The organism is Streptomyces paradoxus (assembly GCF_014202475.1).
GTDB lineage: Bacteria > Actinomycetota > Actinomycetes > Streptomycetales > Streptomycetaceae > Streptomyces > Streptomyces paradoxus.
On record NZ_JACHGV010000016.1, the window covers coordinates 1 to 20,006 of the forward strand.

The 20,006-nt window shown below is 67.6% G+C and carries 18 protein-coding genes and 4 pseudogenes; 9 read left to right on the forward strand and 13 right to left on the reverse strand.

Features of this window, described 5'->3' with window-relative positions:
• Positions 1–576: 576 nt before the first annotated feature.
• Positions 577–921 (forward strand): ankyrin repeat domain-containing protein, encoded by a 345-nt coding sequence (locus HNR57_RS41000; RefSeq protein ID WP_376772325.1) that lies wholly within the window; start codon positions 577–579, stop codon positions 919–921.
• On the forward strand, positions 908–3,301 hold the full coding sequence (locus HNR57_RS34815; protein ID WP_184566637.1) for a DEAD/DEAH box helicase: 2,394 nt from the start codon (positions 908–910) through the stop codon (positions 3,299–3,301). The genes HNR57_RS41000 and HNR57_RS34815 overlap by 14 nt, the downstream gene beginning before the upstream one ends.
• Before the next feature lie 471 nt (positions 3,302–3,772).
• Here HNR57_RS34815 and HNR57_RS34820 read toward each other — a convergent pair whose 3' ends face one another.
• The 3 genes and pseudogenes from HNR57_RS34820 to HNR57_RS34830 all read right to left on the reverse strand — a co-directional run bounded on the left by HNR57_RS34820 (position 3,773) and on the right by HNR57_RS34830 (position 6,457).
• Positions 3,773–5,095 (reverse strand): hypothetical protein, encoded by a 1,323-nt coding sequence (locus HNR57_RS34820; RefSeq protein WP_184566639.1) that lies wholly within the window; start codon positions 5,093–5,095, stop codon positions 3,773–3,775.
• Positions 5,096–5,153: 58 nt separating this feature from the next.
• Positions 5,154–5,921, reverse strand: a pseudogene (gene istB / locus HNR57_RS34825) (IS21-like element helper ATPase IstB); the annotation flags it as partial.
• Positions 5,918–6,457 carry a hypothetical protein gene (locus HNR57_RS34830; RefSeq protein ID WP_246555261.1) on the reverse strand — a complete coding sequence of 180 codons (540 nt, stop codon included), beginning with the start codon at positions 6,455–6,457 and terminating at the stop codon, positions 5,918–5,920. The pseudogene istB and the gene HNR57_RS34830, both read right to left, overlap by 4 nt.
• Positions 6,458–6,478: 21 nt before the next feature.
• Here HNR57_RS34830 and HNR57_RS34835 point away from each other — a divergent pair, with 21 nt between their 5' ends.
• Together HNR57_RS34835 and HNR57_RS40000 are read left to right on the forward strand one after the other, a co-directional pair.
• Positions 6,479–6,802 carry a Mu transposase C-terminal domain-containing protein gene (locus HNR57_RS34835; RefSeq protein WP_313675621.1) on the forward strand — a complete coding sequence of 108 codons (324 nt, stop codon included), beginning with the start codon at positions 6,479–6,481 and terminating at the stop codon, positions 6,800–6,802.
• A gap of 31 nt (positions 6,803–6,833) precedes the next feature.
• Entirely contained in the window at positions 6,834–7,082 is a 249-nt protein-coding gene (locus tag HNR57_RS40000; RefSeq protein ID WP_246555265.1) for a hypothetical protein, read from the forward strand.
• 566 nt (positions 7,083–7,648) lie between these two features.
• Here the strand turns inward: HNR57_RS40000 and HNR57_RS34840 are convergent.
• The 5 genes and pseudogenes from HNR57_RS34840 to HNR57_RS34860 all read right to left on the reverse strand — a co-directional run.
• Positions 7,649–8,269 carry a hypothetical protein gene (locus tag HNR57_RS34840; RefSeq protein WP_184566890.1) on the reverse strand — a complete coding sequence of 207 codons (621 nt, stop codon included), beginning with the start codon at positions 8,267–8,269 and terminating at the stop codon, positions 7,649–7,651.
• Positions 8,270–8,356: 87 nt separating this feature from the next.
• Positions 8,357–8,974: a hypothetical protein gene (locus tag HNR57_RS34845; protein ID WP_184566640.1), complete on the reverse strand. Its 618-nt coding sequence runs from the start codon at positions 8,972–8,974 to the stop codon at positions 8,357–8,359.
• 824 nt (positions 8,975–9,798) lie between these two features.
• Positions 9,799–9,975, reverse strand: a complete 177-nt coding sequence (locus tag HNR57_RS34850) for a hypothetical protein (RefSeq protein ID WP_246555267.1) — start codon at positions 9,973–9,975, stop codon at positions 9,799–9,801.
• 135 nt (positions 9,976–10,110) lie between these two features.
• Entirely contained in the window at positions 10,111–10,533 is a 423-nt protein-coding gene (locus HNR57_RS34855; RefSeq protein WP_184566642.1) for a hypothetical protein, read from the reverse strand.
• A gap of 372 nt (positions 10,534–10,905) precedes the next feature.
• A pseudogene (locus tag HNR57_RS34860) lies at positions 10,906–11,206 on the reverse strand (transposase); the annotation flags it as partial.
• Positions 11,207–11,291: 85 nt separating this feature from the next.
• On the opposite strand from HNR57_RS34860, the gene HNR57_RS34865 reads away from it, so the two are divergent.
• The gene (locus HNR57_RS34865; protein WP_246555269.1) at positions 11,292–11,687 is read left to right on the forward strand and encodes a hypothetical protein; all 396 of its coding nucleotides are present in this window, start codon (positions 11,292–11,294) and stop codon (positions 11,685–11,687) included.
• Here HNR57_RS34865 and HNR57_RS40005 read toward each other — a convergent pair.
• A pseudogene (locus HNR57_RS40005) lies at positions 11,662–11,775 on the reverse strand (DUF5063 domain-containing protein); the annotation flags it as partial. The gene HNR57_RS34865 and the pseudogene HNR57_RS40005 overlap by 26 nt on opposite strands.
• 69 nt (positions 11,776–11,844) lie before the next feature.
• Between HNR57_RS40005 and HNR57_RS40010 the strand changes: the two are divergent.
• Both HNR57_RS40010 and HNR57_RS40015 read left to right on the forward strand, forming a co-directional pair.
• Positions 11,845–12,486, forward strand: coding sequence for a helicase associated domain-containing protein (locus HNR57_RS40010; protein ID WP_313675627.1), 642 nt, complete (start codon positions 11,845–11,847; stop codon positions 12,484–12,486).
• Positions 12,487–12,528: 42 nt separating this feature from the next.
• Positions 12,529–12,921 (forward strand): helicase associated domain-containing protein, encoded by a 393-nt coding sequence (locus HNR57_RS40015; protein ID WP_313675629.1) that lies wholly within the window; start codon positions 12,529–12,531, stop codon positions 12,919–12,921.
• A 264-nt stretch (positions 12,922–13,185) separates the two neighbouring features.
• Here HNR57_RS40015 and HNR57_RS34875 read toward each other — a convergent pair whose 3' ends face one another.
• On the reverse strand, positions 13,186–13,737 hold the full coding sequence (locus HNR57_RS34875; RefSeq protein ID WP_184566644.1) for a hypothetical protein: 552 nt from the start codon (positions 13,735–13,737) through the stop codon (positions 13,186–13,188).
• 93 nt (positions 13,738–13,830) lie between these two features.
• Here HNR57_RS34875 and HNR57_RS34880 point away from each other — a divergent pair, with 93 nt between their 5' ends.
• Positions 13,831–14,601, forward strand: coding sequence for a transposase (locus tag HNR57_RS34880; protein ID WP_184566646.1), 771 nt, complete (start codon positions 13,831–13,833; stop codon positions 14,599–14,601).
• Between the two features lie 107 nt (positions 14,602–14,708).
• A protein-coding gene (locus HNR57_RS34885; protein ID WP_184566648.1) for an IS5 family transposase occupies positions 14,709–15,526 on the forward strand; the annotation gives its coding sequence in 2 pieces (ribosomal slippage) (positions 14,709–15,051 and positions 15,051–15,526; 819 coding nt in all).
• A gap of 472 nt (positions 15,527–15,998) precedes the next feature.
• Here the strand turns inward: HNR57_RS34885 and HNR57_RS34890 are convergent.
• The 3 genes and pseudogenes from HNR57_RS34890 to HNR57_RS41010 form a co-directional block, all read right to left on the reverse strand.
• A complete protein-coding gene (locus HNR57_RS34890; protein ID WP_184566650.1) occupies positions 15,999–18,350 on the reverse strand; it encodes a collagenase in 2,352 nt (783 codons plus the stop codon).
• A gap of 657 nt (positions 18,351–19,007) precedes the next feature.
• Positions 19,008–19,164: pseudogene (locus tag HNR57_RS41110) on the reverse strand (sigma-70 family RNA polymerase sigma factor); the annotation flags it as partial.
• Between the two features lie 23 nt (positions 19,165–19,187).
• Positions 19,188–19,544, reverse strand: coding sequence for a hypothetical protein (locus HNR57_RS41010; protein WP_184566892.1), 357 nt, complete (start codon positions 19,542–19,544; stop codon positions 19,188–19,190).
• Positions 19,545–20,006 lie beyond the last annotated feature (462 nt).

A 20,006-nucleotide genomic window follows, 5' to 3' on the forward strand; every position in this document is an offset into this window, starting at 1 on the left:
CGGGCGTTGGCTCCGCTGACGCTCCGCCAGATTCCCGCGCAAGCGCGGGAATTTGAATTCCGCAAGCGGAATTCTAAAAGCGTGTCAATTCGCGCAAGCGCGAATTGACAGGAATCCCGCAAGCGGGATTCCTGAGGCTGGCTACGAGGGGAGGGTGCATCACGCTTGGGCCTGTGTAGCTACTGGGAAACCAGCCCACTACCCCCGCAAGGCAAGTGACGGTGCGTCGGCGTGAACCGGGCACCTGCCACGCCGCAGTGACGGGTTCCGCTGTGCTCCACCCGAACCCCCTCGCTGACTCCCCCAAGCCTGTGAGCCCTCCCCACAGCACCCCAATCAGCATACACGTGAACTGTCAGTCAGGAGGCGTGACTGTCTACGTGTCACTCCGGTCAACCGGAACTTTACAAGAGGAGTGCATCATCATGATGCACTGTGTAGAGTTTGGGAGTAGACGGCATCCCCGGGCGTGGGCTCTTCCTGGTTCGGATTTGCTCGGCCCTTGTGTATGCATGGGAGGTAGTAGTGCATGGTGAAATCGGGCAAGTGGTTGGCAGTGTGGAGGGTTGGACGCCTGTGCATCAGGCCGTAGAACTGAGCGACTACGAGGCGCTCACTGTGCTTCTGGATGCCGGAGCCGACCCGAACGAGCTGTGCTTCGGTCACACGTTGCTTACCCATGCCATTGACATCGAAGGAGACGGCCATCTTCAGTCGGGTCACCCGCTGAACACAGCTGCTACCTCGATCCTGTTGGCCTACGGCGCTGACCCGCAGATGCCGGCCGCGGACGTGACACCCCTTTGCAGGTCGCGCAGCACTACAACCATGAGTTGGCAGAGCGCTTGCTCCGTCGCTACCTGGCACTGGATGAGGGACCGGGTGCTCGGGAAGGCAGGGGGCGGCTGTGAAGCTGCGTGACCATCAGATTGAGGCCGTTGACGCCATCGTCCGCGGTCTCGATGTCCCGCCTGGGGGGATTCCCGCGGCCGGCCTGCGCGGGCAGGTCCATGCGGCGTGCGGGACCGGGAAGACCATCATGGCCGCGGCCGCTGCGCGGCGGATGGTGCCTCATGGGCGGGTGCTGGTCCTGGTGCCGACCCTGGAGCTGCTGGCCCAGACGGTGAAGGCGTGGCACGAGGCCGGGCACAAGGGGCCGGCGGTTGCGGTGTGCTCGCTCCAGGACGACCCGGAGCTGTGGAACCTGAAGGTGCGCTCCACCACGAACCCGGTGCAGCTGGCGCTGTGGCACGGCCAGGGGCCCGTCACCATCTACGCGACCTACGCCAGCCTCGGTGTCCTGGCGGAGGCCTTCGAGGGTGCCTACGGCCAGAAGCTTGATCCAGTAGACCTCGCGGTGGTTGATGAAGCCCACAGGGCTTCGGGTTCGATGGGCAAGGTCTGGGCGGACATCCACGACCAGAGCGTCATCCCGGCCTGCCGCCGGCTGTACCTGACGGCCACCCCGCGGATCTGGGAAGAGCGCCTCCATCGGGAGGTCGCTGAAGGGGTACGGGATCCGCTGCCGCAGGAGATGGCGGCGTCCATGGACGACGAGAAGGTCTTCGGGCCCGTCCTGTACAAGCTCTCGCTCGCCTCCGCCGTATCGCGGGGCCTGTTGGCGCGGTACCAGATCATCGTGCTGGAGCTGAAGGACCCGGTCCTGACTCCCGAGCGGCTCTATGGCGAGGACCGGTACAGCGAAGAAGTCCGCGGGCAAAGGCTCGGGGCGCTCCAGGCCGCGCTGCTGCACACTATGGCGCAGCACGGTCTCCAGACGTGTATCACCTTCCACCACCGGACGATAGAGGCACAGGCGTACGCGGAGGGCCTGCAGCGCGTCGGGGCCAAGCTGCACGCCGACCAGCCCGAGAAGTACCCGAAGCGGATCTGGGCCAACTGGCTGTGCGGCGAGCACGCCCCCGAGCGCCGGCGGGAAGTCCTCGGCTCGTTCGGGTCCACCGCGCAGCGGGCCGTGCTCTCCAACTGCCGCGTCCTGGGCGAGGGCGTCGACATCCGAGCCGTGGACTCCGTAGCCCTGCTCGACCCCAAGGGCGCCCCCCACGACATCGTCCAGGCCATCGGCCGCGCATTGCGGCAAAAGCCCGGACAGGGAAAGCTCGCCTCATTGATCGTGCCGGTATTCCTCCAGCCGGGAGAAACACCAGAGGACATGATCGGCTCCGGATCATATCGCCCCCTGGTGAAAGTCCTTGAAGGGCTGCGCGCCCACGACGAAGAAGCCATCGAATTGCTCGCCATCCCGCAAGAACCGCAGAAAGACGTCGCGCAGCCATCCGTGAACATCGGCACGGAACCCGAGGAAGACGAGGACGAATCCCGCCTTCTGCTCCGTTTTGCCGCTCCGCGCGACCCGGTGATGGTCGCGAACTGGGTGTCCTTCAACGTGATCGACACCGAGAAGCAGGACTGGGCGCGTGGCTGGGCGAAGCTCAAGGCGTACGTGGAGCGGGAGGGCCATGCCCGCGTGCCCTACGGACACCGCGAGGGAGCAACACCCCTTGGGCAGTGGGTCGCGGAGCAGCGCAGGGCCTACGCGGCCGGGGAGATGAACGGCCAGCGCGCCCGCCGGCTCGAGCGGCTCGGCATGGTCTGGTCCATGGCCGACGAGCGGTTCCAAGAGAACCTAGAGGCGGCCAAGGCCTACTACGACCAGCATTGGACCCTCTGTGCCCCGAGGTCCGCAGTGGCCCTGGACCGGCCGGTAGGGCAATGGCTGTCCAACCTCCGGCGCCCGGGTGCGCTGGACGGGCACCCCGAGTGGAAGCAGGCGCTCGTCGAGGTCGATGAGCACTGGAACCCCGAGTGGCCGGCCGACTGGCAACGCCACTACGTCTGCGTACGCGAGCTCCTACGCGACGAAGACGGCCAGGCCCACATCCTCCCCGGCGTCACCATCCACGGAATGGACATCGGCAAATGGCTGGCCCGACAGCGCAAGCCCGAGGGGTGGGAGGCCCTGACGGACGGGCAGCGCCAGCGCCTGGAGCAACTCGGCATCACACCGCTGCCGCAGGAGCAGGAGACGCCCGCCAAGGCCCCCAAGACGGCCTCCGGCGCCTTCGAGCGGGGCATTGCGGCCCTCGCGCAATACAAAGCCCGCACGGGCTCCGTGAAGGTCCCCAGGGGCCACGTAGAACGGCTGGAAGACGGCACGGAGGTCCGACTCGGGGTGTTCCTCAGCAACACCAAGACCAGGCGCACCAAACTCACCACCGACAAACTCACCGCCCTCGCCGACCTCGGACTCGACTGGGCTGCAGAACAGTCCGGGCGCTGAGATCTGCCGATGGACGGGCATGCCCATTACCGGATGGGCCGATAAGCCGTTTGGTTCTGTATGCAGGATGCCGGGTGGGACGGAGCGAGGGCACCGCTCGAAGTCGAGTCGGTGGATGTGCTGTTCCAGGCTGCAGGCGGGGCTAGGGAGTGTTGGAGATGGTCGTCAGCCGCCGCCGAGGTGGCCTTCGAAAATTGTCCGCCACTGAAGCCGTTCCCGGCCCGCAAAGGCAAGCGGCTGGCGCCGGGGTGGTGGTGGTCGGCCACAGCCGGACGGCTGGTGCACCACGGGTCCGCAGCGATGCGAATGCACGTGATGCTGCTCGACCGCGACCCGCGCGTCAGCGCTCTGGCCGCCCGGCTACCCCGTGTTAGCTGATCCTGCCGAGGGTTGCATGGTTCCAGTCCCAGTTCTTGGCCAGGTGTTGCCTGTCTACGAGCCTATGGGCGAAGAGAGGTGTGCCGAGCTGGGTTACCGGTGGATTGTGAAGATCAGGCGCCGACCACCCCAGGAGGCCAGGGCCATGATGTAGGCCGCGGCTAGGGCCCCGAAGGCTTTGAGCGCGAGGGCTCCGTCGAGCCAGGACAAGCTGGGCAGGAGCGGGTCGAACATGCCCCACACGGCGCCTGCACCGATGATCGCGTGCGTTGTGATCCGCCAGCGGGCGAAAGGATCGGTGGTCGATCCGTGCTTATGGGCCGGCCGGAACACGAGGTACACGGCCTGGTTCACCAGTACGCCCAGAAGGAGGACCCTGACGTAACCGATGCCGACGGAGAGGATGTTCCGGACGAGCGTTCCCGCAAGGTCTTCGAGACGGACAGGACCGAGCAACCTGCCGCCCAGCCAGTGGGAAACCAGGGAGCCTGTCACTGCGAGCGGGACAGCTGGGAGCAAGTGGAATCTCTCCCGCCCGGAGTCTTCGGCAGGCATGAGGCTCACTCGGGCGAGCTCCCGGTGTCCGAACCTCGTCCCGAACGCTAAATAGCTGCTGCTCTTAGTGTAGGAACCAGGCGGAAGGCGGTAGAGCTCTCGAAGGGAGAACGTCCCCTCCCCCAGGTCGGTAGGCCGTCGAGCCAATTGCTGTTCCAGGCTCTGGGTGTGGGAGCCGGCCTGTTCCAGCTCCCGGTACTGCCGACGCGTCGTCTCCAACAGGTCATCGATTTCGGCTGCCGCCTTGGCCTGGGCCTCACGAGCCAGGTCACGCTCCGCGCGTAGGCTCTCCAACTGAGGGCAGACGCTGCCGAGAATCTTTCCGACATGGTCCACCAGCGCCTGGTGGTCAATCAGGCCTACGTCTCTGGCGTGATGCTCCGTCATCCAGGACATGCGGCGCAGGGTGTCTGCCAAAGTCTGGTGGATGCGGGTCAGCTTGTCCCTGAGGTAGGCGTTCAACTCCTCGGGGTTGGCGCCGTCGAGCAGTGCATCGAAGTGGAGGCGGCGCAGGCGTGCGTCCTCCTCGTCGCTTACCGGCACGCCAACCTGCTGGCCAGCGAAGGCCAGAACATCGATGAAAGGGGCCGGGGCGGTGCGCTCGCCGCTTAAGAACCGCGAGATGGAGGTGTAGTCGTAGTCGACCTTCTCGTCCGGGCGCTGGGCGGCCAACACCTCGCCATAAGACTGAAGGATCTTGTGGGACAGGCGTCCACCGGTCTTAGGCGCTTCGTCCTGGATCCTGCGGTACACGGCCCGCAGAGCTCTGGCGTACTGCTTACGTGGGCCGACCGCGCCGGCGTCGGACGCAGGCCCGCCATGTTCTCTATAGCTCCCCACGGCATCTTCCCCGTCTTCCACGGTGTCTCCCGCTTTCCCGTGGCTGCGGCGCTTCTCGCCCCCATGCCCCCGCAAGCCATGCTCGGGTGCTGGCCAGGCGGTAGGAGTCGGTTCCGGTCTCGATGATGGTGCCGTTGAAGGTGAGCCGGTCGACGATGGCGGCGCAGAGACGGGGGTCGGTGAAGGTCTTTGTCCAGCCGCCGAACGACTCGTTTGAGGCGATGGCGACGCTGTTCTTCTCCTCCCGCTCGGTCAGAACCTGGAACAGCAGCTCGGCGCCGTGCCGGTCCAGTTCCATGTATCCGAGCTCGTCGATGCACAAAAGATCGACGCGACCGTAGCGGGCGATGGTCTTATTCAGCTGCTTCTCGTCCGCGGCCTCGACCAGCTCGTTCACCAGCTTCGTGGCCAGCGTGTAGCGGACCCGGTAGCCCTTCATGGCCGCCTCGGTGCCCAGAGCGATGAGCATGTGGGACTTGCCGGTGCCGGAGTCGCCGATCAGGCAGAGGGGCTGCCCCTTTTTGATCCACTCGCAGCTGGCGAGGGTGTTGACGGTGGCCGCGTCGATGTTGGGGTTGGCGTCGAAGTCGAAGGTCCGCAGTGACTTCTCCCTCGGGAACCCGGCTGCCTTGATCCGCCGTTCCGAGCGCCGACGGGCCCGGTCGTCGCACTCCGCCATCAGCAGCTCGGCGGGGAACCCGCGGTAGGTCATCTGGTCCTTGGCGGCCCGGTCAGCGATGTCGGCGAACTCGTTGCGGATCGACGGCAGCCGCAGCAGACGGCAGGCGGTGTCGATGGCGGTGGTGGCGGCCTGCTCGGTCAATCCTCGCTGGCGGGGCAGGGTCACTGTACTTCTCCCTCTCGGTGGTCACCGCCGCTGGCGCGACGTCGGAGCAACTGGTCGTAGGGCGTCACCGAGGGAAGCGGCCTGGTGTCCGGCGGCAGGTGGTTCAGCTTCCACTCGTGCAGGAACGTCACGGTCGCCGGCGGCTGCCCGGTGGCCAGCGCAGACGAGGTGGCTGGAGCAGGTTCGTCCTCAGTCGGGGCGGCTTTGCGAGCCTCCAGGGCGACCGCGTCCGCGGTCAGGGCCCCGGCCCGCAACGCTGTCGCCAGACCGGCGACCAGGTGCTCGTGCGGGATGTGCCGGGCCATCAAGAGCACCTCGATCAAGGCCTGGGTGCCCTCCGTGTCGCCATGTGCCTTGACCGCTGCCGTCCACCAGGCGTCGTGGACAGGGGTGAACTTGCCGGCGGAGCGGGCCTGCTCGAGTGCGGTCGCGCCGGGGAAAGCACCTGGCTTGCGAATCAGGGCTTCGAGGTAGTGGTCCAGTTCCAAGCGGCAGCCGCCCTTGGCAATCAGCCGCTCATGGCGGGCCACTTCCACATTCCTGTCGTAAACCACCAGGTGAGAGGCTACCTCGAGCTGCTGCCCGTGCGCTGGCAGGCCATCACCCCCGCCGGCATCACCATCCACCACCGCACCTACGACCACGATCTCCTCGCCCCGTACCGCGGCCAGACCTCCCCCGTCGCCGGCCGGGGCGGGAAGTGGGAGATCCACTACAACCCGCATGACGTCCGCCAGATCTGGGTGCGCCTGCCCGACGGCGAGCTGACCGAAATCCCGTGGATCCACCGCGACCACGTCCACCAGCCGTTCAACGACCACACCTGGCAGCATCCGCGCCCACGCCCACCACAGCAACCACGACGACACCCAGCAGCATGAGGCCGGCCTGGCCGACGCCCTCGACCAGCTCATGCGCCGCGTCCACACCGGCCACGCCACCACCACCGAACAAGCTCTCCTCGCCCGCGCCACCACGCTGCCGGTTCCCGCCGCCCGGCACCCGCACCACGGCACCGGCCCCACCACCGGCGAGTCGGCGCAGCACGACGAGGACGACAGCATCGACGAACTCGACGACCTCCCCGAGGACGACACCCGCCCCGCCGCGGCCGCCGGATTCGGGCTCTACGACGCATACGAGGAAGCCGACAAGTGGTGAATACCCGCCCCCACCCCGCAGCGCACCGACCGCCCAGCGCACACGCCGACCCGGGCAGCGCCGACAACACGGCCGAGCCGTCCTGGCCCCTGACCACCTGGCAGGGCTGGCAGCACTTCGCCACCACCGACCCGCCCGCCCCGCCCCAGCCCGACGACCCGCCCCGCAGCCGCGACGAACGCCGGACACCCGTCGAGCTCGGGGCAGGCAGGTCAGGCACTGAAACTCTCCCAGGCGTCGGGCCGCCGCGCTTACGGCCATCGGCATGCTCAGCCGATCATCGCCGCGAGCAAGGCCAAGTGGGAAGCCCTCGCACCCACCGGCAGTCGGGCGGGGGCCACAGGCTCTCGCCCGCCCACCGGCATACCGCCCAGGCCCCAGAAAGCCTTCTCGGTCACTGCTTCATACCGCGTCCGAGAGCAGTTGATGTGTGTCCAGATCAAGTTGCGGCGTGCCAGGTCAGAGGACCTCGAATTAGAGAAGCAGCAGGTCAGACGTCTCAGAGAGTTGTCCGGCCCTAGTCGAGATCCCGCAGGCCAGAGGCTCTCAAGTCGTCGACGCAAACCTCACCTCTGGCTGGTCGTGACACCACACAGGAGCAGCCGGGAGTGGTGGTCTACAGGACGGTGCCGGACAGGGCGCGGCGGTCGCCGGACATCGCGTAGCGGCGGGCGGCGAGGCCGTGCTCGAGGGGGCTCGCCGATCTCCTCGCATAGCGGGGCGAGGTCGGCAGCCTCGGCGTTGGACAGGTAGGCCGGTGCGACTTCGCGCATCAGCTCGCCGATCGCCCAGGTGCTGGCGGCGAGTTCGTCGATGCCGCGGCGCAGCGTGGCGAGCGCGGGATCCGCCGACGGATCGGCGGGCGGCGGAGGCGGTGCGGTGCGGATGTCGCGGACGGCTTGGAGAACCACCGCCCGCACCGTGGGCTCATCGAGGACCTGGAGGCCGCTGAGGGCGAGCGTGGCGAGTCGGCGGTTGATCAGCTCCGCGACGTCGCCGCTACGGCCGGACACGGCGATCAGGGCGCGCCGGGACAGACCGTAGTCGAGCGCGGCCGCGGCCGGGCCTGTGTCTCGCGTGCGAGACGCCTCGGTGCCGGCGGTGACGGCGCCGTGGATCGCAGCGAGGGAACGGGCGACGTCGAGCAGCCGGTACGCCTGCGCGCGACTGATGCCCGCGAGCGGCATCAAAGGGACCGCCCTTGGGGGCGAAGTTCTTGCATGAAAGTGGCCGGGGGGCGGCGGCGCGGGCACGGCTAACCATGCGTGAGATCCTCATCCGCAGAACGGAGACTTCTCGGGCTTCATGTGCCACGGTTCATCGCTGACCAGGCGCACCCCCTTCGGCTTCTGTGCCCAGTCTTCCGCCTGCTTGACGAGCCCGCCGCTATCCCGGCGCCACACTTTGCCGTTGGGGTCCAAGATTTCCAGCCGGAGTCTGCTCAAATCTTGCTCTGTGAGATGTTTCCTCACCCACGGTTCCTTGGCCGACATGGCGCTCATCAGCAGTCCGGTAGGGATGTCAAACTGTTGGCATGGTGGGAGAGCCTGGAGATCCCACCACACCTCGGGGTCCTTGAGGACGAGGCGCACATCCATGATCCGAGTACTACCGTTGACAACGGTCAGTGTGTTCATATCCCGGTAAAAGTCCACGCGCCGCGCGTACGTTGACTTGTCCCGCTCGCTGGCCTGTTGCTGCTCGTCCCTTGCGCGTGCCTCGTCTCGGATGGCGCGCCTCTCCTCGGATTTGGCTCGCTGCTCGGCTTGGGCAGCACGTTCCTCTTCTTTGATGGCTCGTTGCTCAGCCCTGATGCCGAGAACAAGCCCCCCCAGGGCAGCCAAGACGGTTATGACCGTCGCCGCGATCGTTCCAAGGCGAGCCATGTCCATTACCGGAGAGTCGGAAGCGGGCTCCGCTTCACCATCGCCTTGAGCCTGTCCCGCGGCAGGACCTCTCGTATTTTCCTCCTCGCCTGACGCCCATCCCCCCTCGCCCATACTGGCGTCTGCTGGTGGGGCCGGCGTGTCGTCGTCGGGCGCACACGCTCTCACGTCATCATCGTTGCCCCGCCCTGCCGTGCCCCGGTCATCGGACACTGACCTCGCGATGTCCCCGCTACCGCCGGACCTGCGGTCTTCATCACTGGGTGCAGCCATGACTCATGGCTGTCCCGGCTGCGGATCATCCAATCGCTGTTTCCAGGGCGAAACGTCTCGGCAGCGTTGATGATGGGCGCAACTCTGCGGGCGAACTCTTCGGTCGAACTCGCGACTGGGAATCCGCGTGGACTGAGGAGACGGTCCCGCGGATCACTACCGAGAGCAGTGGCTGTGGTGCACTGCCGGCCGAACCCTTCGTCGTCTTTGTCGGCATAGGCAAGGAAGGAGACCCCTGCGGCGCATGGCCTGGTCGCGGCCGCGGCACCGGGCGGTGCAGAACTTGCGCGGACGACGAATCCCGGAGCGTATGCCGCGTCGGCTGACCGGTACATCACCACCGACAGATCCTACCGGCTCTGCACTGCCATCCCCCGTCCGCTGTCTCCCTCGCTGGACGCGGCCGCGCACCTCACCGGCCGTGACGTCGCCGCGGCGGAATGTGCGTTCGCCGGCACCCCGTCCTGCACGCACTGCTCCCACTGACCCTTGCGACACTGGAAACGGCCCGCCTCCGGCAGCTGCAATGCCAGGGGCGGGGCGGTGTCACCGGGTGGCTACTCGAGCCAGACAATGTCCAGCACGGACAGGTGCCGCAGGGCGCGGTTGACGAAGTAGATCACCGAGAGCTGGCCGACGGACGCGATCCGAACGTCCTCGCCTTCCGGGTCGTCGGCGTCCCACTGCGGGTAGCCCCAAGGGGCGCCGACCGCCGCGTCCAGGACGTCGTGCACCAGCTGCGCGTCCTGATCGATGCGGTCACGCCGGACATCTGATCCGCGACCACGGACGTCGACCTCCTGACAGGGCGTGAGCGACGTCGAGCAGCGACTACGCCTGGGCACGGCACGCGGCTTGGTCTCGGGGGATCACCGGGCAGATTCGCTGTTCGGCGGCATCAGAATCGGTCGGCGGCCTCGCCTTTGGTTGTCGGACAACATCGAACGGAGCTGCCTGATAACGCATGCTTCCAAGTCCGCGATCAGCGGCACGCCGCCGTCGACCGCAGGGTCCTCTATGAACCCGACCACAGGGTCGACGATGTCGTCGGCTCCGTCCTTGCACCATCTAACGGTCCAGCCTGGCGGGGCAGGGAAGGCGTCGGCGTAGCCAGCGCTCTCGCGTACAGCCACGAAGCCGGGTTCCTTGTTGGCCTGGACGAGACGGCCGGCCTTGCGATCCAAGATCAGAGCGTTGCCCCCGTCGTCCCAGCCTGCCACTGGCTTGGGGCGTTCGAACGTCTTGCCCAGCTCCGTCACCTTGAACACGGCAACCCAACGCGAGTCGGCCATACGAGTCCCCTTCTGACAGCCTGTCTGTGCGCGGTAAGAGTAGGACCGAATACTCATGTCACCTGGCAATAGGTACAGTCTCGGACACCGGACGCGTCCTGATCGACGCGATCACGCCGGTAGTCTGCGTCGGCGCCGCCCCCGCCGCAGTAACAACGCTCATGGGCACCTGGTTTGGCATCAGGCTGACCCGGCGGAATCAGCGGGCCGATGCCACCGCCGCGGAACGGGAACGCGGCCAAGGCGCGGGCGACGTCCAGCAGCCGGTACGCCAGCGGGCGGCTGATGCCGAACTCCGCCTCGCAGCACGACACCTAAGCGCTGTCCCATAAATGATCTACGACGGGGTTCGTTGACCTGCCTGCCCCTTCGTCACCCGGCGAGGGCGAGGTTGTGCAGGCGGGCGATGCCGAGCATCGCGTGGTGGACGCCGTCGCCCTTTGAGACGGCAGTCGCGGAGGATCTTCCAGGTCTTCATCCGGGCGAAGGCGTGCTCGACGCGGGCACGGACCTTGCGGTGAGACGCGTTGTGTTCCTCTTTCCAGGGCGGGAGTTCGGTCTGGCCAGGTTCGCGGCGGTGCGGGATGACCAGGCCGGTGCCGCGGTAGCCGCCGTCGGCGATCACGGTGGCGGTGCCGACGGCGTCCTTCGCTCCGGACAACTCCCACGTTTCCACCCTGACATCTGTCAGGTACCCGCCCGGCAACGCCCCCTGGTAGGCATGTGACATGTCAAACAGAGCCAGGAAGGGAACCACCATGAGGAACAAGCTCCGCAACCTGCTGGCCGTGGCCGCCGTCGCCGCTGCGACCGGCACCACCGTGCTCATGGGCGCGACCGGCGCCTCCGCCGCCGCTCAGGCGGACTGGGCCGGCTGCCCGGACGGCAACGTTTGCATCTACGCCGAGGGCCGCTACAGCAACATCGGCGCCGGAGACATCACCAACAAGTACTTCCGCTACGCCACCTACAACCTGTCGAACCAGGTCAACCAGCACTGGGTCCTGAACAACCAGAACGGCCCGTTCGAGGACGCGTACGTGAAGCTGTGCACCGGTTACAACGGCACCGGCGACTGCAGCAAAGTGCTGGGTCCCGGCTACGGGGAGTACCTGAACCTGACCCCGATCAACTCGATCGTCCTGTACCGGTAATTCCCAGCGGTCCCGCGATCTCCTCCGCCATCACCCGGCCCGCCTCGAACTCCAGCGTCTCGTCCCCCATGGCCTGGTCGGTGTCGAGGCGCTTGCCGATCCCCGTCTCCGCAGGGGCAGTTGGCGCTCCGAGAACGACGTCGACGGTGGCGAAGACGTGCCGGAGGACACTGGCGGTGAGGACGGCCAGGAGCAGGACCTCGTTCCGACGGTCGGGGTCGCGGCAGCGGGAGTACTGCGGTTCAGCGAGGAACGCGACCCGACCGTCCTCACCCAGTTCGTCCGGCTGCGGGTCATCGACCCCGAAGGCGCCTACTGGCGCCGTGGCATCGAGGCAGCCACACGGTGGTTGCGCGAGACCGGCAGCAGCGAGCTGCGCGTGCCGTACACCTTCGTGTGTCCGGAGGACTGGGACAGCAGTGCGGGACATCCGCTGGGGGTCTGGGTCGCAGATCAACGCCGCTATTACGCGGCCGGGACGCTGGACGCCAAGCGGGTCACCGCGCTGGAGAACCTCGGCATGGTCTGGTCCGTGCACACCTCCGCGTGGGACGCCGGCCTCGCCGTCGCCCGCGACTACGCAACCGTCCACGGCCACTGCCTCCCAGGCGCCGCGGTGGCCTGGGACGGCTTCCCCCTGGGGACCTGGATGATGAACATGCGGGCTGCTGCCAGGAAGGCCAGTGAGAACGCCGCACGCCGCGCGAACGGCGAGACCGACATCTCGTATGCCGGGGAGCTGTCCGAGGCCCGTATGGAGGCGCTTTCCGAGATTGATCCGGGGTGGGCACCCGAGTAGGAGATCGGCTGGCAACGCGCGTACCGGCTGACGCTCGCACACGTGCAGGCCGGCGGCGCGCTCCCGGCCAGGCCGGGCGACGTCGTCGTCCAGGGCGAGGACCTCGGAGTGTGGATCGCCGGGCAGGTGGCCGCGTGGGACAAGCTGACGCCGACACAACAGTACCTCCTGCAGACGATCGGCGTGGATCCCGAGAGCAGGGGCGTGGTGGTGCCGGCGCGGCGTTCGCAGAGCGACCGGTGGGCGGCCAACCTCGCGGCCGCCCGCCAGTTCCACGCCCGGGAAGGGCACTTGCGGCCGGCGCGCAAGCACATCGAGATCGTCGACGGTGAGGAGATCAAGCTCGGATCGTTCCTGGACAACATCCGCCGCCGTGCCGCGAAGCTGCCAGCAGAACGGCGCGCGGATCTCGACGCCCTCGACATGCGCTGGTAGAAAGCGCGGCTGCCGGCGTCACATCCGCGCCAGATTCCCCCATTACAAGTACACCGGTGAAGTTGGAGCGCTCACCGTCAGACAGCAAGGCCCGGACCAGCAGCGGTCCGGGCCTTCCTCGTCGCCCGGGACCAGACAGGAAAGCAAGCTAACCGACGGTCTAGTGCTCAGGAGCAGCCGTAGTGCGAAGGCTGCGCAACTAAGGGCTGTGTCGCAACGATCTTGGCTCCGAGTACGGAGCGGCCTGAAGAGCCGGCGAGGTGCTCAGCTGGTGGTTCGTGAGGTGTTCAAGGACCGGACGTAGTCGGCGAGTGTGCGGAAGTCGTTCTCCCGCAGGCCGATCCGCGGGTTGACGTGGTGGAGGAGCCCGGGGCCTTGGTGGTGGGCGGTCACGTACGTCTGATCCAGCTCGCTCTGCTCGTCGTCCACCCAGGCGAAAGGACGGCCGCCTGCGTAGTCCACCAGCGGTCCGGTCTTCCAGTGGACTCCATCAGGGCGTTCCTGTAGCAGGACGGCGCCGAAGTCCACGAAGGGAAGTTCCGGAAGGCCGAGGACCGGTGCGATCCGCCGGTTGGCGTCGTCCATCCATGTGGTGGCCCAGCACAGTTCGAAGCCGAGCTGGAGCAGGGTTCGTCCGTGCTCTGGGTTGAGCCAGAGACGCAGGGGGCGTCGTCGGGAGGAGAGGCCCCTGTCGTCCTCATGGGCATCGTTCCGGGGGACTCTGAGTGTGATGTAGCCGTCGGGGCGCCTCTCCGGCTTGGCCGCGTAGGGGTTGAGCGGCCCGTCCACGTCGAGGAACAGCAGTGGTCGGTTCACGGTTTCCCCCGGTCTTGCGCACTGTGGACTGCCCCGATCAGCGTAACTGTGGGATTGTCTCGGCGTTGGGCCGGCCTGAGTGATGATCATGATGTGGCGAGTGTGATCACGGCATCGGAGCCGTCCTGGATAGCCCCGTTCGCGGCGCTGAGCCCGCGCTGCTTCGGCAAGCTGCTGACCACGTTGCGACGCGATGGAGCAGATGTGGTCCACCGAGGCCGGCCGTGGAGACTGCCGCTGGAGGACCGGGTGTTGCTCGTCACGACCTACTGGCGCACCAATCTGACGTTACGGCAACTCGCTCCGCTGTTCGGCGTCTCGAAGTCGACGGCCAGCCGAGTCATCAACCACCTCGGACCCCTGCTCGCACTCCAGCCCCGCAAGCGGTTCGGCAAGGACACCGTGCTCATCGTGGACGGCACCCTGGTGCCCACCCGCGACCACACGATCGCCGAGCGGTCGAAGAACTACCGGTACTCCACCAACCATCAGGTCGTCATTGATGCCGACACCCGCCTGGTCGTCGTGGTTGGCCGGCAACTCGCCGGGAACCGCAACGACTGCAAGGCATGGGAGGAGTCCGGCGCCAAGGACGCCGTCGGCAACACGGTCACGATCGCCGACGGCGGCTACCCGGGCACTGGACTCGTCATCCCGCACCGCCGCGAGCGCGGCCAGGCCCAACTGCCAGCCTGGAAAGAGAAACACAACAAGTCCCACAAGCAGGTCCGCGCCCGTGTCGAGCACGTCTTCGCCCGCATGAAGACCTGGAAGATCCTCCGCGACTGCCGCCTCAAAGGCGACGGCGTCCACCACGCCATGCTCGGCATCGCCCGTCTGCACAACCTCGCTCTCGCCGGATAGGCAAGCAGGCCGCACAGCGAGCCACCATGCCCGAGGTAACCAGAAGATCATTTACGGGACAGCCCTTAGACCGTGTCCTACGTGGTGAGGCGGTCGTTGGTCCGCGCATGGGGCGGGGTACGTGGAGTTGGATTGTTCCGGACGGGCTGTGGGAGATCGCGCAACCGCTGATCCCGCCCTCGAGAGTGCGGCCGCAGGGCGGCGGAACGCAGGACACCCCTGATGAGACGTTGTTCGCGGCGATCGTCTACGTGTTGGTAAGCGGCTGCGCTTGGCGTCAACCGCCGCCCTGTTTCGGCATATCGAAGTCGACGGCTCACCGCCGGTTCCTGATCTGGTCGAGAGCCGGTGTCTGGGGCCGCCTCCACGAGGCCGTGCTGCACCGGCTCGACGACGCCGGCCTCATCGACGTCACCCGCGTCGTCCTCGACACCGCCCACGTCAGGGCTAAAAAGGGGGCGAACACACAGGTCCGAGCCCCGTGGACCGGGGCAAGCCGGGTTCCAAGATGCACATCCTGTCGGACGCGAACGGACTGCCCCTCCTCGTCGGCATCTCGGCCGGCAACACCCACGACAGCGAAGGGCTCAAGCCCATGATCGAGGGTCACCAAACGAGACACGACCCTCACAACGGCCGCCATTTCAAGCCCCAGCGGCTCCACGCCGACAAGGCCTACGACAGAGCCGACCTGCGCAGATGGCTCAGATGGAAGCGCATCGGCGTGCGCATCGCCCGCAAAGGGATCGAGTCCAGCGAACGATTAGGGCGACGCCGCTGGGTCATCGAGCGGACGATGTCCTGGCTGTCCGGCTACCGCCGACTCAGCCCACGCTACGAGCGTCACCCCCGCAACTACCTGGCCTTTCTCGGCCTCGCCGCCGCACTCTGCTGCTACAAGCGACTCGTCCGCCTCACCACGTAGGACACGGTCTTAGTGCTGTGACCGGGAATGTTCGCCGGGGTCAGCTCGATCAGTCCGGTCGTGCTGCTTCCCACCTCCATGAGGTTTGGCGGGGGAGGCCGTCGAGCTCTCCGCAGCCGGTGCACCAGAGGAGTACCTGGGTGGGGTCTCCGGGCGGGGCGGCGGGGAAGAGCCGGTCGAGCACTGCAGCACTCAATGGTACTGGTGGCAGCCAGTGCACGGACAGTCCCTGCGTGATGTCGTAGGTGTGCAGCAGGGTTTCGGCAACGCCCATCGCCGCGAACCCTTCGGGATCGTACGGGCCCAGTGCCAGGCGCTGGTAGCGGCCATCGATGGGGAGCTGCGGTACGCGCCGGTGAGGTGCATCTCCACCGTACGCAGGGACACATAGAGCGTTCGGTGCAGCGGCAACGATGCGGGGAGCGTTCGTGGGCTGGACGGCCGTCGTCACATGCCGTGAGACTGGCAATGCTCAGCTTCGCAGTGGTCCTTCGCACCGGTAGTCCGAGGTGCCTGCCTCCCGGTCGGACCAGATTTCCACCTCGCCGAAGGAGCAGTTCATGTCAGCGAAGTTGGTCGAGGCCGCGGAGGTGCGGTCAAGCAGGAAGTGGTCGACCGTCTCGGACATGTCCTGGAAGACCCCATCCGGGCTGCCGGCGTCTTCGAGGCGGGCGGTGACCCGGCCGGTGCAGACGAATCGCCGCATGCCCGGGTCACCGTTGTCGGTGCAGAGCGGCGTCACCCCGGTCGCCGCAGCGAAGGAGGAGGCTACCGCGGCGGCGGTGGCGTCCCTCAGCCGGTCGTTGGGCTGGTAGCGGGTGTTCGGAACGAACAGGTCGTCGACCTCGGCGATCCGGGCGTGCAGGAAGGCGTCGTAGCCCCGCTGGACCGCGGTGTCCCGGCCCAGCCTGTCGCGCCAGGCGTCGAAGGCGGTCGGGTCGTCGGCCCTCAGGTGTCGGTACATCTCCTTCAGCTCGGCCGGGCGTTCGCTCCGCAGGTAGGTGAAGAACGTGCCCGCGTAAGCGTAGAAGCGGAAGCCGTCTCCCTCGTAGGTGGCGTGCAGCAGCCGGTCGACATCCATCCGCGGGCGGCCGTTCGCGGTGTCGGCGATGATGCTCCTGACCAGTGACCTGCGTGCGGCGACACCGTCGTCGCGAGTGGCCCCGCCGAAGAACTCAGCCGTCCCCTCGTCCATGGCCGTGGTGCGGTCCCGCTCGTACCAGGGTCCCTCACCGAAGTAACCGGGCACGGCGAATCGGCCGTTGAGATAGTGCACGTACTCGTGCCGGAACAGCTCCTCCAGGGTGAGCGAGGAGTCCTGCGGGACGCGGCGCTGGTACGTGTAGAAGGTGGCGTTGCGCTCGATGTAGATGCCGCCGTTGTCGGTATCCATGCCGGTCAGCAGCGGATGGTAGTTCTCGTAGTCCGCGCGGGAGGCATACAGGACGATGGCGAGGCTGGTGTTGGTGTCGCCGACGAGCGGCTCCTCGGTGCCCAGCACCCGGTGGAACTGCGCCTTGACCTGCTTGCTCGCATAGTAGAGCTGGTCGACGGTGGCACGGTCGAGGCCGGTGCGCACCACGATGGCCCCGTTGTCGTAGCGGTATGTCCGGGGGAAAATCTCCCGTTCGATGTCGTCCTTGCAGACGGCGTAGGGCCTGCAGGCTCCGTAGAAGTCGAGCCAGGATGCGAGCCGCGCCCAGGGCGCGCTGCCGCGACCGAAGTTACGGACGACCGGGGTGAGGAGCGCACCAAGGTCCGGCACGATCGCGGCTGTCAGGGGCGCGATCTGCCCGAAGCGGCCGTACTCGGCGAGGGCGTCGCGCGCGACCCACTCGTTGGGCGTGCCCTTGAGGTGGGTGTAGGTGGAGAACGCGCGGAAGGCGTCGCGGTAGGGGGCGTTGCGTGCGACGAGCGTGTGGAAGGCGGTGTCGTTGTTGCCCGGGTAGACGCCGAGGTAGTTCACGGAGAGCGCGGCGAGGGCCGCTCCTCCCCAGGAGGGATCCTTGTAGGTGATGGTGTGGTACCGGTTCATGGTGGCCAGCACCTTGCGTATCAGGCCGAGTTGCGAATGGCGCAGTCCGGTGGCGCTACCCGCATAGAGCGCCTCGCGCAGCGACTCGGCGTTGGTGCGCGTCGCGTCGAAGGACCGGCGGGCGGTGCCGAAGGCGTGGATGGCGCGGCGCATGGTCTCGGTGGTGGGCGGGTCGGTGAGGTCGATCTCGCTGCGGGAGAAGTCGTGGTAGGCCACCGCGTGCAGGTAAGTGAGCATCTCCAGCAGGTGGCTGCCGTTCCTGCCGTCGTGGGCGGCGGCCAGGGCAGAGATGCGGCGGGAGACTGTCTGGACATGCGCATCGGACATGGCCGGCGCGAGACGCGCGTCCCAGGTCCAGATGATGTCGCGCAGGCAGCCGTCGGCGGTGACGGCCGGGTCGGCGAGGAAGTCGGCGAACTGCTCCGGTCCGAGACGGGTGACGTCGTCGAGGGTGCACGCGACGGCCGAGGAGGACGCGGTCTTTGCGTTCCCGGCTGCCGTGGGGGTGGTCGACGTGTATGGGCCGGGGACGCGGGTGCCGGTGCGCGCACCGGGCGCGGGTGCCGGTCGCGGCGTGGGCCGGGGTGTGGAGGCGAGACGTTCGACCTCGTCGTGCGGGTGGCCGACGGCGGAGACAACTGGGCCGGTGAGGAGGCGGGGTTGGGGCAGCGTGTGCGCCTCGGCGGCGGGCGCGTTGCAGACGCCGGTCCCGAGCAGCGTCACCGTGGCGGCCGCGGCAAGGAGGGCTCTGCGAAGGGGACGGCGGCGGCCGTTTGATCGCTGGGACACCTGCGGCTCCTGTGTCGGAGTGGAGGATGGGTCCTTGCAGCGGTGCGCACGGCGAGCGACAAGACCAATGACGGGTACATGCCACTACTGTGTGACGTGCAACATAGTAATGTGACATTGCACTGACAATCCCTCGGGCGGCACGCAATCCGGATGGCTGCATTCCCGGGGCACCGGAGGGTGCCGACCGGACACTGTCGGCCTCGCCGTCCAGTAACAGGAGGGTCACCCCGTTACCGTGCCACCGGTGGCCAGCAGCGCCGCCGCCTCGACGGCGGGGCTCCGCCCGCCGCGCACAGCGGCCAGCCCCACTTCCGTGGACGTCATGTCCGGTCCGGCGTGCGCCCCCCGACGACACCCGGGGGCACACGTCCCCGGATCGATTCCGCAACCGACTATCAATACGCGCCCAGCAAACGCCGTCCGCCACGGTCACCGGCGCCGGATCCGCGCCGCTGCCACGAAGGTCACCGGCGACACCGGGTCAGCCACCCCATGGCGAACACGACGAGCAGGCCGGCCGTCACCGGCACCGGGCAGCTCCACCAGCAGGCCCTGGGGCGGCACCCGTCCGCTCTGGTGGGCCACGCAGACCGTGCAGTCCCGAACGCGCCGGGCGACGCCGGGTCACGTCGCCCAGCAGGACGCTGCGCGCATCGCGAACAGCGCCCGGACCAGCAGCCGGGCAGTCTCCAATTGAGACTTCATCCGCCGCGTGCACCGCGGTGTGCTGCGAGGACAACTCCAGAGCGGCCGTCACCTCCGCCCGGGTCGGCTCGCCCGCTGCCTCCGGCCACCACAGCGACAGCAGCGCCGTGCGGACGCTGGAACGATCGGTCACCGCCGGGAGCCCACGATGACGGCCAGTCGGCGCTCGACCGGGCCGAGGTCGCATTGCGAGGTTGACGAACGTGCCGCCGATGGCCATGTGCAGCCGCTCCAACTGGAGACACCGGCCGGGTCGTCCCCCTGCCAGCGGGTGACCTCGGCGACCTCGCGCCTCCGGCCCTCCAGCCCGAGTCGCACGATGGTCAGGTCGACGACGCTGGCGCCCGGGTCGGCGATGGACACCGGTGCCGCCCGCCAGTTCGCCCGCGCCGAGCCGCGGATGCCCGAGCTGCTCGCCGACGTCGCCACCTGGATCGTCGTCCCGGTCACCGCGGCGGCCGGGACGGGCGAGCTGTGCGAGGGCACCTACGCCCTGGAGGCCCTCGGGCGCGTCTTCGTGACCTCGCTGCAGACCTGGGCCCCTCGACGTCGAACACCACGACCTCGTCGGCCATGCGGGCGTGCAGCGCGTCCGCCTCGTCGCGGGAGCGCAGCGCCACAATCGGCAGGTCCAGCTCGCGGGCTGCGCAGATCACCCGTACCGCGATCAATTGAATGCGGTACGAATGAATCGTTAATTGACACCTCCGGGGCAGATGCAAGTCAAACGGCGGGCATTCCCCAGGTGATCCCATTCCCGGCCAGGGCGACGATCCACGCGCGGAGACCCTTGTATTCGGCAATGGCGCAAATTCGGCTTCAGCACGGCTTCACATACCGACATGCTCTGGGTGCCCAAGCGCCAGCGCCGATCACCGGTCGAGCGGGCGTCGGCCATGGCGGTATGGGAGGAGTCAGCGCGGACTGAGGCTATTGAATGCAGCAGGG